This window comes from Demequina lignilytica (assembly GCF_030418375.1).
In the GTDB taxonomy this organism is placed as follows: domain Bacteria; phylum Actinomycetota; class Actinomycetes; order Actinomycetales; family Demequinaceae; genus Demequina; species Demequina lignilytica.
Genome location: NZ_JAUHPZ010000002.1, coordinates 401,525 through 416,284 on the forward strand (window position 1 = coordinate 401,525; position 14,760 = coordinate 416,284).

A 14,760-nucleotide genomic window follows, 5' to 3' on the forward strand; every position below is an offset into this window, starting at 1 on the left:
GCCGAACGCCCCCGATGTGAAGAATGTGTAAATTCTCCCGCCCTGGCGTGGTGCGCCGGGTGCCATGGTGCGACCATGGAATCCGCGGGGGTCACCTCACCCTGAGGGGGGTGTGAGGCGGCCCCCGCTTCACACGTCCGGGCGTGCGGCCCGCGTCAGGGGATCCGGCTCAGCCCGGCCAGGCCGCGCCGGCCTCGAGCCGCGCGGCGAGGGCCTCGGCCAGCGGCATCGACTCGCCGTCCCTGGCCCCCCGTCCGAGCTCGAGGGGCGCGTCGGACGCGCTCAGCGTCACGCCCCGGAACCGCTCCGCCAGTCCGCCGTGGGCCGCGAGCACGTAGAACAGGCCATCGGTGCCCACCGCGACCGACCGGTCCCGCTTGAGGTACCAGCCCTCGACCTGGGTACGGAAGCGGGTGGAGCCGCTGTACGCGCGCGCCGTGAGGCGCTCGGCCGGGATCCCGGCCTCGACCGCCTGCTCCGCGAACCTCGCGACCAGGGCGCCCGCCTCGCGGGCCTCGTGCTGACGCCGACGCTCGAGCGCGTCGGCCATCCGCAGCCGCGCGTCCCGGTCGTCGGCGTCGCTCACCGGTCGCCCGCGTCGGCGCCCACCTCGGCCTCGGCCTGGGCCGCGAGACGGCTGGCCTTGGCGAGGTTGCCCACCGGGTCGTTCGTGAGGAGGCCGCGCAGGTCGTCGAGGTAGGTGGTGATCGACTCGCGCTGGCGGTTGAGCTCGTCCACCTCGCGCTGCGCCATGGTCCGCTCGCGCTCGGCGTCGGTGACGGCCTCGGAGATGATCGCCTCGGCGTGCTCGCGGGCCTCGGACACGATCTCGTCCGCGTTGTTGCGCGCGTTGGTGAGCAGCGTCTGCGAGTGCGCCTCGGCCTCGCGGCGCACCTGCTCGGCGCGGGCGAGCGTGGCGCTGAGACGCTCCTCGGCCTCGGCGGTGCGGCGCTTGGCGTCGGCCACCATCGCGGCGGTCTCGGCCTTGGCCTCCTCGTGCCGGCGGGTCAGCTCCTGCTCGGCGCTCTCGCGGGCGTTCGCCACCTCGAGCTCGAGGTCCTCGCGGGCGCGACGCGCCTCCTCGCGGGCGGCCTCGGCGTCGGCCTGGGCCTCCTCGCGCAGCGCCGTGGTCTCCGCCTGGGCCTCCTCGCGCAGCGCGGTGGCCTCGGACTGGGCGTCGGCCAGGAGGTCCTTCGCGTCCCGCTCCGTCGAGGCGCGCAGGTCGGAGGTCTCCTTGAGCGTCTTCGCGTGAGCGGACTCGGCCTCGCGGTTGAGGCGTGCCGCCTCCGCCTCGGAGGCCGACCGGAGCTCCGCGAGCTCGGCCTTGACGGCGGCCCGCAGGTCGGCGGTCTCGCTCTCCGCGGTCTGACGCAGCTGCAGCGCCTCGGTGGTGCTGGCCGCCTTGAGCGCGGCGGCCTCCTCCTCGGCGGCACGGCGCAGGTCCGCCGCGGCGCGGCGGGTGTCCTTCTGGTGGGCCTCCGCCTGCGCACGGAGGTCGTCGGCCTCGGTCTGCGCGGCCGCGCGGAACGCGGCGATCTCGGCGTCCACGCTCTCGTGCAGCGCCTCGACCTCCTCGTCCGCGGCCTCGCGGGTCTGGGTCGCGTAGGTGTCGGCGTCGCGGCGCTGCTGGGCGGCGTAGGCGTCGGCCTCGCGGCGCTGCTGGGCGGCGTAGGCGTCGGCCTCGCGGTGCTGGTCCGCGGCGTAGCCCTCGGCGGCCTGGCGCTCCTTCACGGCGTAGGCGTCCGCCTCCCGGCGCTCGTCGGCCGCGTAGGCGTCCGCCTCGCGCTGCTGCGTGGCCGCGTAGGCATCCGCATCGCGACGGGTGTCGGCGGCGTAGGCCTCCGCCTCGCCGCGGGTCGCGGCGATCCACGCCTCGGTGTCCTTGCGCAGCTGGCCGGTCTCGGCGTCGGCGGTGCCGCGCGTCTCGGCGGCGTAGGCGTCCGCCGCGGCGCGGGTCTCACCTGCGTAGGCGTCCGCCGCGGCGCGGGTCTCACCGTCGAAGGCCTGGGCGGCCCCGCGCAGCTGCGCGGCCCACGCCTCGGTCTCCTCGCGCAGGGCGGCGGCGTCCTGGTCGGCGGTGCCGCGCGTCTCGGCGGCGTAGGCGTCGGCGGCGTCCTGCGTCTCGGTCGCGTAGGCGGCGGCGGCGCGACGCTCCTCGGCGGTGGTCTCCTCGGTCTCGGCGCGCAGCTGCGTCGCCCACGCCTCGGTGGAGCGGCGCAGCGCGACGGCCCAGCCGTCGGTGTCCTGGCGCTGCTGCGCGACCACGGCCTCGGTCTCCTGGCGGAGCTGCGCGGCGTAGGACTCGGCGCTCTCCCGGAGCTCGACGGCCTCGGTCTGCGCGGCGGTGCGGGCCGCGGCGATCTCGCGCTCGGCCGTCCCGCGCTGGTCGGCGATGTCGCGGTCGGCCTGGTGCCGGAGCTCCGCCACCTCCTGCTCGGTGGTGTGGCGCAGCTCGGCGGCGTAGGCGTCCGCCTCGCGGCGCTGGTGCGCCGTCTCGCGCTCGGCGAGGGCGCGCAGCTGGGCGGCCTCCTCCTCGGCGCGCTTGCGCAGCTCGGCGCCGTCGGCCTCGGCGCGCTCACGCGCCTCCCGTGCGTCGTCGTCGGCCTGCGCCAGCGCGGCGGCGGCGTCGTTGCGCAGGGTCGCGGCGTCCGCCTCGGCGGAGATGCGCATGTCGGAGGCCTCAGCCTCGGCGATCGCGCGGGCGTTGGCTGCCTCGCGCTGCGCCTCGTCGAGCAGGCGGGTGGCGTCGGCGTCGGCCTCCTGCTTCAGCGCGGCGGCGGCGTCGCGAGCCTCGGCTCTGACGCGGGCGGCGTCGGCCTTCAGGCGCTCCGTCTCGAGCCGCGTGGCCTCGGTGAGCTCGTCGGCCTCGGCATGCGCGGCCGCGAGGAAGCTGGCGGCCTCGTCGCGGAGACGCGAGGACTCCTGGTGCGCCGCGGCGAGCTTCTGCTCGGAGTCGGTGCGGGCCGAGTCGACCAGGTCGGCCGCGTCGCGCTGCGCGGTGACGCGCAGCTCCGTGGTCTCCCGCTCGACGGAGGCGCGCAGCGCGTGGGCCTCGCGCTCGCCGGTGGCGCGGACCTCCGCTGCCTCGGCCTCGGCGCCCGACCGCAGGCGGTGGGCCTCGCGCTCCGCCTTCTCGATCGACTCGGCGGCCTGGCGCTCCGCGGCCTCCTTGACCGCGCCGGCGGCGTGCTCGGCCTGGGTCTTGATCTCGTCGGCCTCACGGCGGCTCTGGGCGAGGATCTCCGCGACCTCGTTGTCCGCACGGGCGCGCAGCTGCTGGGCCGCCACGTTGGCGCGCGCGACGGTGTCCTGCGCGTGGGTGGTCGCCCGGGCGACCACATCCGACGACTGCTCCTCCGCGGAGCGCAGGAGCTGCTCGACGCGGGCACCGAGGCCCTTGTAGGTGGGCTGCTCCGCCTCCCGCAGGGCGCGCTGGCTGTCCTCCAGCGAGGAACGCGCCTGCTGGGTCTCCCGCCGCGCGGTCTCGGCGGCGGTGGTCGCCTCCTTGACCGACTCCTCCAGCCGCGAGATGTGGGCGGCGACGGCCTCACGGTCGTACCCCCGCATCGTCACAGGGAACGGCAGGTTCTCTTCAGCCATGGCTCTCCTCGATTGCGTCGGCGGTGACGCCGACACGGTCACGCACTCGCCCTCAGGGTAGTGCGACCCCCGACGATGGAACAAAGCGACGAGAGGCGTCGTTGGTGCCATGTCTCGTAGAGTGAAGGTCGACGAACGGAGAGAACAGGTGACATTGCGGACCACGGCGCTGATCGCCGGCGCGCTCGGGCTGCTGCTGTTCATCGGCGGTCTGATCGCGGATGCGGTGCGCCCGTCCGATGTCGGGGAGCCCCGCGCCACGCTGGATACCTCGGTCGTCGTGCTCGAGCCGGACATCCTCGCGCTGTCGCCCGAGGCTCAGCTCACCGTCGAGGGCAGCGGCGAGATCGCCGCGTACGTGGGCCGCACGTCCGACGCCGAGGCCTGGATCGCGACGCGCGATGTGACGTTCGTCACCGGCGTGCCGGTGTGGGAGGAGCTCGCCGTCGAGGCCCGCGACGCACAGCCCGTGGAGAGCTCCGCGAGCCCGTCTCCTAGCGCCTCGGCCTCGGCCTCGGCGGAGCCGACCGCCGGCGCGTCGCCCTCCGCCAGCCCGTCCGCCTCGCCCGCGCCCTCCGAGGCGCCGGTCGCGGACATCTGGCGGCAGCACTGGACCGCGACCGGCACGCTGGAGATGCCCGTCGCGCAGGTGCCGGTCGGCAACACCCTGGTCATCGAGTCCGTCGACGGCACCCCGCTCGAGGCGGTGCAGCTGACCATCCCCCGCGCGATCGACGACGCCTGGGTCGCCCCCCTCAAGTGGTGGGGAGCGATCCTCGCGGTCATCGGCATCATCGCGCTCGGCTCGCTGATCTTCGACATCCGCGCCGCCCGCGGTCGAGGGGAGTCGTGGGCCGCAGCCCGGCGCCAGGCCAGCCCGGCGCGTCCGGGAGGCCGGCGGCACCGCCGCGAGGAGCTCGCGGCAACCGGCGGGATCCCGGTGGTCGCCGAGGGCGACGTCGCCGAACCCGCTGTCCATGCCGACGGCGAGGACGATGCGGACCGAGGCTCCGAGGCACCGGAGCCGGAGGCGGCGGCACCGGATGGCGACGACGACGAGGACGGGGAGGTGACACGATGAGGCGCAGGAGCGTGATCCTGGCGGCGCTCGCGGTCGCACCCGCGCTCGCGCTCGCGGCGTGCACCCCCTCGGTGCCGCAGCCCGTGGCCGCGGTGCCCGCGCAGGAGACGTCCGCCGTGACCCAGGTGCAGATCGACAGGATCGTGCCTGAGACCTTCGCCGAGCTCGCCGCCGCGGACGAGGCGGCGGATGCCTCGCTGCTGGGTGAGCGGATCACCGGCGACGCGGTCACGGTCCGGACCATGGAGTACGCGATCGCGGAGGTCGACGGCGCAGGCGATCCCGATGTGATCCCCGAGGACATGCAGGCGGTGTACGTGACCGACGCCGAGACGTGGCCCCGTGTGATGGTGGGTGTCACCGAGGCGCCCGACGAGTCGACCACGCCCGTGGTGGTGCTCTGGGTCCAGGAGGACGTCGAGAGCGACTACCGGATGGTCGGCTGGGCCCACATGATCCCGGGCGCCACCCTGCCCGCCATGCCCGGCGTGAGCGTCGGCGCCCCCATGGTCGACCTTCAGGACGCGGAGCTGCAGCCGCAGGAGGTGCTCCACGGCTACCTGGACTACCTGCGCAAGGGCAACGGGTCCGACTACAAGGACGCCTTCGAGGACGACAGCTACCGCGACCAGATCTTCGCGAACCGCAAGCAGCTGCGTGAGACCGCCGAGAAGGCGAGCGGCACCTACAAGGAGACCTACGAGCCGAACCTCGAGTCGACGTATGCGATCGGCACCTCGGACGGCGGCGCCCTGCTGTTCGCACCGGTGACCGTCGAGGGGCTCTTCACCGTGGAGGACGGCGCCACCGTGACGCTGTCCTCGCTGGACAAGTCGCTCATCTCCGGCAGCGTCGAGGACACCGTCCGTCATACGTACACCGACCTGCTGGTGATCAGCATCCCCGCGGACGCCGATGCGCTGCCCGTCGCGGTCGCGGCCGACCACCAGCTCACCGCCGTCAGCGCCAAGTAGAGGAGACCATGTCCGAGACCCCGCTGCCGCTCCGCGGCGCCGTCGATCTTGCCGCGCTCGCGGCCCAGTCCAAGCGCGAGGAGAGCGGCCTGGCCACCGTGGACGAGGCCGGTCTGCAGGCGCTGGCCGAGCAGTCGCTCCAGGCGCCGGTGATCATCGCGTTCGTCTCGAGCCGGGTGCCGGCCAGCGACCAGGTCGCGACCCAGCTGGACCGGCTCGCCAGGAGCCAGGGCGGGATCTCCGTCGCGGCGTGCGACGTGGACGCCGAGCCGGCGATCGCCCAGGCCTTCCAGATCAGCACCGTGCCTGCGGCGGTCGCGCTGATCGGCGCGCGGCCCGCCCCGCTGTTCCAGGGCGCGGCGACGGCCGAGCAGCTCGAGCAGCTGGTCGGCCAGGTCGCGCAGGTGGCGCAGCAGGCCGGTCTCGGGGGAGCGGCCGCCGCAGAGCAGCCCGCGGCGCCCGAGGAGCCGCCGCTCCCGCCGCTCATCCAGGAGGCGTACGACGCGGTCGAGCGGGGCGACCTCGCCGCCGCGGAGGCCGCCTTCGACAAGGCGCTCACCGAGAACCCGAAGGACGAGGAGGCGCGCGCCGGTCGTGCCCAGGTCCGTCTGATGGCCCGGTCGCGGACCGCGGACCTCGGCGCGGTGCGCGCCGCGGCGGCCGCGGCGCCGGACGACGTCGACGCGCAGCTGGCGGTCGCCGACATGGACGTGCTCGGCGGGCAGGTCGAGGACGCCTTCGTGCGCCTGATCGACGTGGTGAGGGTCACGGCCGGCGACGACCGCGACCGGGTCCGCGCGCGCCTGCTCGAGCTCTTCGACGTGGTCGGGGGCCAGGACCCGCGCGTGCTGCGCGCGCGCCAGACGCTCGCCTCCGCCCTGTACTGAGGCACGCCCCCGGACAGCCCGCACGGAACGCGGGACGACACGCCGGTCGGCACCGCGCATCGTCCCCGCCCTCGCGGCGTGTCGCCGCGAGATCCGTGCGCAGCGTCCGGTGCCGTGACCGGCGGGGGGTCAGCCCGCCGGTCGGAGGATGACCGCGCCGAGCGGCGGCACCCGCAGGCGGGCTGTCGCCGGGAAGCCGTGGCGCTCCTTGGCCTCCGCCTCGACACGGCCCATGTTGCCCACGCCCGAGCCGCCGTAGACGTCGGCGTCGGTGTTGAAGACCTCGTCCCAGGCGCCGGCACGCGGAAGCGACAGCCGGTAGTCCTCGTGCGGCACGCCCGCGAAGTTCACCACGACCGCCACCGGCTCGCCCGCATCGTCGAACCGCAGGAAGGCGAGCACGTTGTGGACGGTGTCATCGGCCTCGATCCAGCGGAAGCCCGCGGGGTCCGAGTCCCGCTCGTACAGCGGCGGGAGCTCGCGGTAGAGCCGGTTGAGGTCCCCGACCATGCGGCGCACGCCCTCGTGGAGGCGGTCGTCGAGGTGCCACCAGTCGAGCGACCGGCCCTCCGACCACTCGGCGTACTGGCCGAACTCGCACCCCATGAAGAGCAGCTGCTTGCCCGGGTGGGTCCACTGGTAGGCGAGCAGCGAGCGCAAGGTGGCCATCTTCTGCCAGTGGTCGCCCGGGAAGCGGTCGACCAGCGAGCCCTTGCCGTGCACGACCTCGTCGTGGGACAGCGGCAGCATGAAGTGCTCGGAGAAGGCGTACATGAGCGAGAACGTCACGGTGTGGTGGTGGTACGAGCGGTGCACGGGCTCCTCGCCCATGTACCGCAGCGTGTCGTTCATCCAGCCCATGTTCCACTTGAGCCCGAAGCCCAGGCCGCCGGCGTTCGTGGGCGCCGTCACGCCCGGCCACGCGGTCGACTCCTCGGCGACCATCACCACGCCGGGCGCGTTGCGGTAGGCCGTCGCGTTGGCCTCCTGCAGGAACGCGATCGCGTCGAGGTTCTCGCGGCCGCCATGGATGTTGGGCCGCCACTGGCCGGCCTCGCGCGAGTAGTCCAGGTAGAGCATGGACGCGACGGCGTCGACGCGCAGGCCGTCGGCGTGGAACTCCTGCAGCCAGTACACCGCGTTGGCCACCAGGAAGTTGCGGACCTCCGCGCGACCGAAGTCGAAGATGAAGGTGCCCCAGTCGGGCTGCTCCCCGCGCAGCGGGTCCGGGTGCTCGTACAGCGGCGTGCCGTCGAAGCGCCCGAGCGCCCACTCGTCCTTGGGGAAGTGCCCCGGCACCCAGTCGAGCAGGACGCCGATGCCGGCCTGGTGGAGACGGTCGATCAGGAAACGCAGGTCGTCGGGCGACCCGAAGCGCGAGGTCGGGGCGTAGTAGCCCGAGACCTGGTAGCCCCAGGAGCCGCCGAAGGGGTGCTCCATGACGGGCAGGAACTCGACGTGCGTGAAGCCCATCTCGGTGACGTAGTCGACCAGCTGGTCCGCAAGCTCGCGGTAGCCGAGCCCCTGGCGCCACGAGCCCAGGTGGACCTCGTACACGCTCATCGCGCTGCGGTGCGGCTGCGACGTCGCCCGGTGCTCGAGCCAGGCCGCGTCGCCCCACTCGTAGGCGGGCTCGTCCACGACCGAGGCGGTCGCCGGCGGCACCTCGGTGCGGCGCGCCATCGGGTCGGCCTTCTGGCGCCAGTGCCCGTTCCGGTCGAGGATCTCGAACTTGTAGGCCGTGCCCGGGCCCACCCCGGGGATGAAGAGCTCCCACACGCCCGAGGCCCCCAGCGTGCGCATCGCGTGCGTGGCGCCCTGCCAGTGGTTGAACTCGCCGACGACCCTGACGGCGCGGGCGTTGGGCGCCCACACGGCGAAGTCCGTGCCCTCGACCTGGCCGAGCGAGGACTCGAAGCGGTGCACGTTCGCGCCCAGCACGGTCCAGAGCCGCTCGTGGCGTCCCTCCCGGATGAGGTGGAGGTCGAGCTCGCCGAGCAGGGGCAGGAACCGGTACGGGTCGTCGCCCGTGGCGGTGTGGTCCCCGTACGTGGTGTGGATGCGGTAGTCGGGGATGTCGGTGCCGGGGACCAGCGCCGTCCACACGCCCTCGTGCTCGTGCGCCGCGGGGAAGGTGCCCGCGAGGGTCTCGATCTCGACCGCGTCCGCGAGCGGCCGCAGCACGCGGACCGTCACCCCGGACGGGCCGGGGTGCGGGCCGAGCACGGCGTGAGGGTCGTGGTGCATGCCGCGCGCGATGTCGCTCAGCACCGCCGTGTCCACCTTCTTGGTCATCGGGTCACCGCCTGCTGGTCGTGGGTGGAGGGGGAGGGGAGGGACGATGCGCTCATCATGGCCTCACGGCGGCCACGTGGGCCATGGTGACGGCCGGGTCGAGCCGGACGTAGAAGTCGCGGCCCCAGGTGTAGGTCGCGCCGGTGAGCTCGTCGTCCACCACGATCCTGGCGTCGTCCTCGAGCCCCAGCGCCGCCATGTCGAGCGTGACGACGCCCGACTGCACGTGATGCGGGTCCAGGCTCGCGATGACGATCACCGTGTCCGCCTTGCCGGACGGCGACTCCTCGGCGGGGACGTGCCGGGTGAAGCACAGGAACTCGGGGTTGGTGGTGCGGTGGAGCGTGAGGCCGCGGAGGCGGCGCAGCGCGACGTGCCGACGCCGCGCATCGTTCAGCCGCGTCAGCAGCGTCTGGATCCCGTACCGGTCCGCATCGTCCCAGTCACGCGCCTTGAACTCGTACTTCTCGTTGTCGATCTGCTCCTCGACGCCCGGCCGTGGCACGTTCTCCACGAACTCGTAGCCGGTGTAGATGCCGTAGGAGGGGGCGCCGGTCGCGGCGAGCACGGCACGCGCGCGGTAGAGCGCCGGCCCGCCGTGCTGCATGTCGGGGGTGAGGATGTCGTGCGTGGTCGGCCAGAAGTTGGGCCGCATGTAGAAGGACGCGTCACCCGAGACCTCCTCGAGGTACTCGCCGAGCTCGGCCGCGTTCTGCCGCCACGTGAAGTACGTGTAGCTCTGGTGGAAGCCGATCTTGGCGAGCGTGTGCATCATCGCGGGCCGCGTGAACGCCTCGGAGAGGAAGATCACCTCGGGGTGGTCCTGGGCGATCTCCCGCAGCAGCCGCTCCCAGAACGTCAGGGGCTTGGTGTGCGGGTTGTCGACGCGGAACAGCGTCACCCCGGCGTCGATCCAGACCTGGAGCATGTCCCGGATCGCGTGGTAGATGCCCTCGGGGTCGTTGTCGAAGTTCAGGGGGTAGATGTCCTGATACTTCTTGGGCGGGTTCTCGGCGTACGCGATGGTGCCGTCGAGGCGCTGGGTGAACCACTCGGGGTGCTCCGTCACCCACGGGTGGTCGGGCGAGCACTGGAGCGCGACGTCGAGCGCGACCTCGAGGCCCGTCTCCCTGGCCTTCTTCACGAACGCCTTGAACGTGCGCATCGTCCCGAGCTCGGGGTGGATCGCGTCGTGGCCGCCCTCGGCCGCACCGATCGCGTACGGACTTCCCGGGTCGCCCGGCTCCGCCTTGAGCGAGTTGTTGCGGCCCTTGCGATGGGTGATGCCGATCGGGTGGATCGGCGTGAGGTACACGACGTCGAAGCCCATCGCGGCGATCGCGGGCAGGCGCTTCGCGGCGGTTGTGAAGGTGCCCGAGTGCCACTCGCCCGTGCGCTTGTTCCGCCGCGCCCCCTCCGAGCGGGGGAAGATCTCGTACCACGCGCTGACGAGCGCCTTCTCGCGCTGGATCAGGATCGGGTACTCGCGGGACGTCGACACCGAGTCGCGCAGCGGCGCCGCGGTGAGGATCGCCTTGAGCTCGGGGGAGAGCGCGGGCTGCAGGCGCGCCTCGGGGTTGACGGAGCCGTCCCGCAGCGCGTCGATCGCGGACTGCAGGACCGCCTGCTTCGCGGGCGCGCGGCGGACCTCGGTGAGCGCGCGGGTGAGGACGTTGACGCCCTCGTCGAGCATCAGCTGGACGTCGACCCCCGCGTGGATCTTCACCTCGGCCGCGTGGGCCCAGGTGGCGACCGGGTCGGACCACGCCTCGACGCGGAACGTGTGGAGGCCCTCCCGCCGCGGGATCCATGGCGCCCGGTAGGTGCTCGTCCCCCAGTCGTCGAGCGGCATCGGCAGGCGCTCGCGGCGGCCGTCGGGCCGGGTGATCACCACGGTGGCGCCCTCGGAGTCGTGCCCCTCCCGGAAGATCGTGGCGGTGATCGGCACGGCCTCGCCGACCACCGCGCGGGCGGGCCAGCGCCCTTCCTCCAACGCCGGGCTCACCCCCACGATCGGGATGCGGCCGACAGACGTCTCGGGAGAGGGGTCCATGGTCCGAACCTACTCGTAAACATGCGCGGGTGGGTACCCGCCCCGCACCCGCGGGACGGCGCGGTCGCACGGGTCGCGACGATGCGCCGCACGGGCCCGTCGGCGTCGCGCGGTCCGGCCGACGGGGGCGGGCGAGGTCGCGTGGTGGACCGGCGTCCACGGGGGAGCTCAGGAGGCCCGCGCTGTGTGCGGTCACAGATTGATAACGCTCGGATACGAATGGGTCACGAGCGGATCTCCGGTTTGCCTGCGGCTCGCGTCCTGTGTGAGACTGTGAACGGTCCCAGTGAAGTGGTGGGGGCGTGCGGAGCGCCTCCCGACGCGTGGGCTCGACGGCGAGACCGCGGACGCGGCTCGGATGCGAGCCCGAAGGAGCAGCATGACGGCAGCAGCGGGGTGGCCCCGTATCGACGGTCTCGTCTACGGCGGCGACTACAACCCCGAGCAGTGGCCCCGCGAGACGTGGGACGAGGACATGGCGCTGATGCGCGAGGCCGGGGTGACCCTGGTCTCGGTCGGGATCTTCTCCTGGGCGATGCTCGAGACCAGCGAGGGCGAGTTCGACTTCGGCTGGATGGACGACCTGCTCGACCTGCTGCACGCGAACGGCATCGCCGCGGACCTGGGCACGCCGAGCGTCTCCCCGCCCGCATGGTTCTTCCATCGCTACCCGCAGGCCCGCGTCGTGGACAAGGACGGCACCGTGATGGGCTTCGGGTCACGCGGGATGGCCTCGCACGCCTCGCCCGAGTACCGGGAGGCGATCGTGCGCGTCGCGACCGCGCTGGCCGAGCGCTACGCGGATCACCCGGCGGTGGTGATGTGGCACGTCCACAACGAGTACGGCGTGCCGGTCGCCGAGGACTTCTCTCCCCGCGCGGTCGCCTCGTGGCAGGCGTGGCTGCAGCGGCGCTACGGGGCGCTCGACGCGCTGAACGCGGCCTGGGGCACGGCGTTCTGGGGCCAGCGCTACGCGGAGTGGGAGCACGTCGTGGCGCCCGCCGCGACGCCGTCGATCGCGAACCCCGCGATGAAGCTCGACTGGGCGCGCTTCACCGACGACCAGCTGCGCGAGTGCTTCCGCCTCGAGCGCGACGCGATCCGCGCGCACGCCTCGCAGCCGGTCACCACCAACTTCATGGCGCACCAGTCGTGGAACACGGATCTCTGGAAGTGGGCGCAGGAGGTCGACGTGGTCGCCGACGACCACTACCTGTGGTCGCCCGACCCGGACGCCCACGTCGGGCTCGCGCTGTCCGCGGACCTGACCCGCTCGGTCGCGGGCGGGAAGCCGTGGATGCTCATGGAGCACTCGACCTCGGCCGTGAACTGGCAGGGGCGGAACACCGCGAAGCGGCCCGGCGAGATGCGCCGGAACGCGCTCACGCACCTCGGTCGCGGCGCCGACGCGATCATGTTCTTCCAGTGGCGCGCGTCCCGGTCGGGCGCGGAGAAGTTCCACTCGGCGATGCTGCCCCACGCGGGTCCGCGGTCGCGGGTGTTCCGCGAGGTGGTCGAGCTCGGCGGCCACCTGAAGGACCTCGCCGAGGTGCAGGGCTCCGAGACCGTCGCCGACGTCGCGATGCTCTACGACTGGGAGTCCCTGTGGGCGCAGGACCTGGAGTGGCGCCCGTCGGACGACGTCCAGTTCCGTGAGCGCATGCGCGCGTTCTACGAGCGCCTGTGGCGCGACAACGTCACCGTCGACTTCGCCCACCCCGAGCACGACCTCTCGCGCTACCGCATGGTGGTGGCGCCGGCCTCCTACCTGCTGACCGAGGCCGCGGCGGCGAACCTGACCCGCTACGTGGAGTCGGGCGGGACGCTGGTGGTCAACTTCTTCTCCGGCATCGTGGACGAGCACGATGCGGTCCACGCGGGCGGGTTCCTCGCCCCGCTGCGGGACGCGCTGGGAGTGACGGTCGAGGAGTTCCTCCCGCTGCGCGAGGGCGAGACGGCCACCGTGGTGTGGGGCGACGACGGTCCCGTCGTGGGGTCCGATGTGTGGCAGGAGGACGTCCAGGTGCACGGCGCGGAGGTGCTCGCCACCAATGCGAGCGGGCCGGGCGCCGGGATGCCCGCGGTGACGCGCCACGCGCACGGCTCCGGGGCCGGCTGGTACGTGGCCACGCGGCTCGGTGTCGACGCGCTCCGCACGGTCTTCAGCGGCGCGTACCGGGACGCCGGCATCGTGCTCGACGGCGCACCCGAGACGCTCGAGGTGGTCACGCGGCGCGGACCGGACGCGGACTTCGTGGTCGCCGCGAACCACGCCGACGAGGAGGCGCGGCTGCCGGTGGCGGGCGTCGACCTGCTCACGGGGGACGGATCGGACGACGGGTTCACGGTTCCGGGGGGCGGCGTCGCCGTGGTCCGGGTCGTGCGCGCGTCCGAGGGAACGGGGGCATGAGGACAAAGGTTTCCAAATCGTGATCCGCAGATGTCGCGTTTGTGACCTCGACGGCTCTGCAAGCGCTTACACTAGGCTGCACGGGGTCGCTGACAACCCCACCCACGCACCACCCAGTCGCAAAGACGCGAACTCGCCAGAGGCGCGCGATGTGGCCCTCTCTCTGGAAGGAAGATCCATGCGTAAGAAGATCGGAATGGCGGCCGCGATGGCCACCACCGTTGCCCTGCTCGCCGCCTGCTCGTCGGGCGGCTCCACCGAGGAGACGTCGTCGCCGGCGGCCTCCGAGACCACCCCCGCCATGTCCGGTGGCGAGCTCACCATCTGGGTCGACGAGAACCGCGAGCCCGCGGTCGCCGCCGCCGCGGAGACCTTCAAGGCCGAGACCGGCGCGACCGTCACCCTGATTCAGAAGAACTTCGAGGACATCCGCGCGGACTTCCTCGCCCAGGTCCCCACCGGTGAGGGCCCGGACATCACCATCGGCGCGCACGACTGGCTGGGCGCGCTCGTCGAGGGCGGCGTGGTGAACACGGTCGACCTCGGCGCCAACGCCTCGAGCTTCGCCCAGGTGGGCCTCGACGCCATGAGCTACGACGGCCAGCAGTACGGCATGCCGTACGCCCTCGAGGCCATCGCGCTGGTCCAGAACGTCGACCTGGTCGGCGAGGAGGCTCCGGCCACGTGGGACGAGATGATCCAGAACGGCATCGACTCCGGCGCGGAGCGCCCCTTCTGCATCACCACCAACGGTGAGGTGGGCGACGGCTACAACATGTACCCGTTCCAGACCTCGTTCGGCGCCCCGGTGTTCGTCCAGGAGGGTGGCTCGTACACCTCCGAGGTCGGCATGGGCGGCGACGCCGGCACGGCCTTCGCGACCTGGCTCTCGGAGAACGGCGAGGCGGGCGAGGGCTACCTCTCGACCACCATCGACTACGCCATCAACAACGAGCTGTTCAACTCGGGCAAGTGCGCGTACACGATCCAGGGCCCGTGGGCGCTCGGTGACTTCACCGACGTGAACTTCGTGGTCAACCCCGCGCCGTCGGCCGGTGGCGAGACCGCCGCTCCGTTCGTGGGCGTCCAGGGCTTCTACGTCTCCTCGCAGTCGGCGAACGCCCTCCTGGCGAACGAGTTCCTGACCAACTACGTCGCCACCACCGAGGCGATGCAGGCGCTCTACGACGCCGACCCGCGTCTCCCCGCCTTCGAGGGCGTGGACACCGCCTCGGCTCCCTACCCGGACGCGATCGCGGGCTTCCAGGCCTCGGCCGAGAACGGCGTCCCGATGCCGAACATCCCCGAGATGGGCCAGGTGTGGGACTTCTGGAACGCCGCCGAGTCGGCGATCATCAAGGGCGCTGACCCGGAGGCGACCTGGACCAAGATGGTCGACGACCTGACCGCGGCCCTCGCGGGCTGACACTCCATCGCCGTGGGGCGGGGCGGCTTCCGCC

At 72.9% G+C, this 14,760-nt stretch carries 9 protein-coding genes; 5 read left to right on the forward strand and 4 right to left on the reverse strand.

Annotation, left to right across the window (positions count from 1 at the left end; all coding sequences use genetic code 11):
• Nucleotides 1-169: 169 nt before the first annotated feature.
• Together QQX13_RS05500 and QQX13_RS05505 are read right to left on the reverse strand one after the other, a co-directional pair.
• Nucleotides 170-586: a hypothetical protein gene (locus tag QQX13_RS05500; protein WP_301121718.1), complete on the reverse strand. Its 417-nt coding sequence runs from the start codon at nt 584-586 to the stop codon at nt 170-172.
• Nucleotides 583-3,600, reverse strand: coding sequence for a hypothetical protein (locus tag QQX13_RS05505; protein WP_301121716.1), 3,018 nt, complete (start codon nt 3,598-3,600; stop codon nt 583-585). Before QQX13_RS05505 ends, QQX13_RS05500 begins: the two co-directional genes overlap by 4 nt.
• A gap of 148 nt (nt 3,601-3,748) precedes the next feature.
• Here QQX13_RS05505 and QQX13_RS05510 point away from each other — a divergent pair, with 148 nt between their 5' ends.
• The 3 genes from QQX13_RS05510 to QQX13_RS05520 are packed head-to-tail and all read left to right on the forward strand — an operon-like array spanning nt 3,749 to nt 6,542.
• Nucleotides 3,749-4,681: a hypothetical protein gene (locus tag QQX13_RS05510; protein ID WP_301152731.1), complete on the forward strand. Its 933-nt coding sequence runs from the start codon at nt 3,749-3,751 to the stop codon at nt 4,679-4,681.
• Nucleotides 4,678-5,655 carry a DUF8094 domain-containing protein gene (locus QQX13_RS05515; protein ID WP_301121712.1) on the forward strand — a complete coding sequence of 326 codons (978 nt, stop codon included), beginning with the start codon at nt 4,678-4,680 and terminating at the stop codon, nt 5,653-5,655. Before QQX13_RS05510 ends, QQX13_RS05515 begins: the two co-directional genes overlap by 4 nt.
• An 8-nt stretch (nt 5,656-5,663) precedes the next feature.
• Nucleotides 5,664-6,542 (forward strand): co-chaperone YbbN, encoded by an 879-nt coding sequence (locus QQX13_RS05520; protein ID WP_301152732.1) that lies wholly within the window; start codon nt 5,664-5,666, stop codon nt 6,540-6,542.
• Between the two features lie 129 nt (nt 6,543-6,671).
• Here the strand turns inward: QQX13_RS05520 and glgB are convergent, their stop codons facing one another.
• Both glgB and QQX13_RS05530 read right to left on the reverse strand, forming a co-directional pair.
• Nucleotides 6,672-8,837, reverse strand: a complete 2,166-nt coding sequence (gene glgB / locus QQX13_RS05525; RefSeq protein WP_301121708.1) for a 1,4-alpha-glucan branching protein GlgB — start codon at nt 8,835-8,837, stop codon at nt 6,672-6,674.
• A 55-nt stretch (nt 8,838-8,892) separates the two neighbouring features.
• The gene (locus QQX13_RS05530; protein ID WP_301121706.1) at nt 8,893-10,890 is read right to left on the reverse strand and encodes an alpha-1,4-glucan--maltose-1-phosphate maltosyltransferase; all 1,998 of its coding nucleotides are present in this window, start codon (nt 10,888-10,890) and stop codon (nt 8,893-8,895) included.
• A 379-nt stretch (nt 10,891-11,269) separates the two neighbouring features.
• On the opposite strand from QQX13_RS05530, the gene QQX13_RS05535 reads away from it, so the two are divergent.
• Both QQX13_RS05535 and QQX13_RS05540 read left to right on the forward strand, forming a co-directional pair.
• Nucleotides 11,270-13,300 carry a beta-galactosidase gene (locus tag QQX13_RS05535; RefSeq protein WP_301152734.1) on the forward strand — a complete coding sequence of 677 codons (2,031 nt, stop codon included), beginning with the start codon at nt 11,270-11,272 and terminating at the stop codon, nt 13,298-13,300.
• Nucleotides 13,301-13,478: 178 nt separating this feature from the next.
• The gene (locus QQX13_RS05540) at nt 13,479-14,726 is read left to right on the forward strand and encodes a sugar ABC transporter substrate-binding protein (RefSeq protein ID WP_301152735.1); all 1,248 of its coding nucleotides are present in this window, start codon (nt 13,479-13,481) and stop codon (nt 14,724-14,726) included.
• Nucleotides 14,727-14,760: the final 34 nt, after the last annotated feature.